This is a genomic window from Micromonospora sp. ATA51 (assembly GCF_016802855.1).
GTDB lineage: Bacteria > Actinomycetota > Actinomycetes > Mycobacteriales > Micromonosporaceae > Micromonospora > Micromonospora sicca.
On sequence record NZ_JAEVHJ010000596.1, the window covers coordinates 1 to 1,929 of the forward strand.

At 76.3% G+C, this 1,929-nt stretch carries 1 protein-coding gene; it reads left to right on the forward strand.

Annotated elements, in window-relative coordinates; all coding sequences use genetic code 11:
* Positions 1–294: 294 nt before the first annotated feature.
* Positions 295–1,929, forward strand: a 1,635-nt coding sequence (locus JNW87_RS41925; RefSeq protein ID WP_375373606.1) for a (Fe-S)-binding protein, incomplete at its 3' end; no start/stop codon positions are given.

Here is a 1,929-nt window from a genome sequence, read left to right on the forward strand (position 1 = left end):
GCCGCCGGCGGGCCGGCGGGACCGGGGTCGCCGCCCGCGATGAGCCAGCCGCCGCTGGCGCCGATCACGGCCAGCAGCGCCACCGCCAGCCCACCGCCGAGCAGTAGTCTGACCCGGTCCGGCCCCTGGTCAGCCGGCCCGGGTGCGGTCTGCCGCTCCGGGTACCCGTCCGTCATCACGTCCACCGCCTCATCACCGGCGACCGTAGCCCCCGCCACCAACCCCCGGCCGCGACCGGTTCCGGCTGCCCGCCACGACTCGCCGAGCCGACCCTGGGACGCTACGCTCCCCGGCATGGCCAGACGGGGCTGGGGAGGATCGGTCGCCATCGCGATCGGCGTCGCTGCCGGTGCGGGCGCGGCGCAACTGGGTTTCGGCTACGGCCTGGGCATCATCAACTGGACGCCGAACGACGCGGCCCGGGTCGACGCGGCGTGGGTGGCGAGCCTCGCCTGGGCCACCTGGATCTCCGCCACCTCGGTGGTCGCGGGCGCGGTCTGCGCGCAGCGGCTGCGGGCGCGGGGCGGCGAGGACGAGGAACCGGGCCGGACGCTGGGGAAGCTCACCCTGGCCGTCGCCGGGGCGGTCGGCGCGCTGATCACGGTGCTCCTGGTCGCCGTACCGGCCCGCGCGGCGCGGGTGCCGGACACCTTCTCCCCGCAGACTGTCGCCGCCGGCTACGCCGCCGTCGGACTGCTGGTCGGCGTGCTCGTGGCGGCCTGGGCGCTGCACTCGAGGGCGGCCGCCACCAACCTGATCGCGACGACCGGATGGCTCTGGCTGCTCGCCGTGGTCTCGGTGGTCGACAGCGTGCTCGCCGGACGGGGCCTGACCAGCGCGCAGCTCGGCATCTGGCAGATCAGCGCCGACAGTGACCGGTTCTGGATCCGGGACTACTTCTACTGGCCGGGCGCACTCCTCGCGATGGGCTCCGCGCTGGTGATCGGCGCGCTGGCCGCCCGGCGTACCGCACGGCTGGCGGAGCGGCGGGTCGGGGCGGCGGCGTCCGGAGCGGCCGGCCCGCTGCTCGTGGCGGTGGCGTACCTGCTGGCCGTGCCGAGGCTCGCCGCAATCGCCGCTGAGCAGGTCTCGGCCCACCTGATCGCCCCGTACGCGGTGATCGCCGGGGTGGGCGGCTCGGTCCTGGTGGCCGCGCTGGCCCAGCGGGCGGAGCGCCGCACCGTCGCGCCGGACGGGGTGACCGTGCCCCGGCAGCGCACCGCCGGGCCCGACGAGCTTCCCACCGGCACCACCCGGGGGACGCTCGACCTGCCGCCCGGCGGCGAGGCGCCGGAGCGCTACGCCGCGTTCACCGAGGAGATGGTGGACGCCGTCCTGGCCCACGGCGGCACGCTGAAGGCCGAGCACGGCACCGGCCGGGTGATGGCGCCGTACGTCCGCCGGCAGTTCGGCGACGAGCTCTACGCGGTGATGCGCGAGCTGAAGACGCTCTGCGACCCCGACGGCGTGCTCAACCCCGGCGTGCTGCTCAGCGACGACCCCGACGTCCACCTGCGGCACCTGAAGACCGTGCCGACCGTCGAGCCGGAGGTGGACCGCTGCGTCGAGTGCGGCTACTGCGAGCCGGTCTGCCCCAGCCGGGATCTCACCACCACGCCCCGGCAGCGGATCGTGCTGCGCCGGGAGATCGCCGCCGCGCAGGCCGACGGCGACGAACGGCTGGCCCGCGAACTCCAGGACGACTACGACTACGACGCGGTCGACACCTGTGCGGTCGACGGCATGTGTGCCACCGCCTGCCCGGTCCTGATCAACACGGGTGACCTGGTGAAGCGGCTGCGCGCCGAGCGCAACGGCGGCCTCGCCCAGGCCGGCTGGCGGGGCGCCGCCACCCGCTGGGGCGCCGCCACCCGCGGCATGGCCCGGGGCCTGGACCTGGCCGGCAGCCTGCCGCCGGCGCTGCCCGAG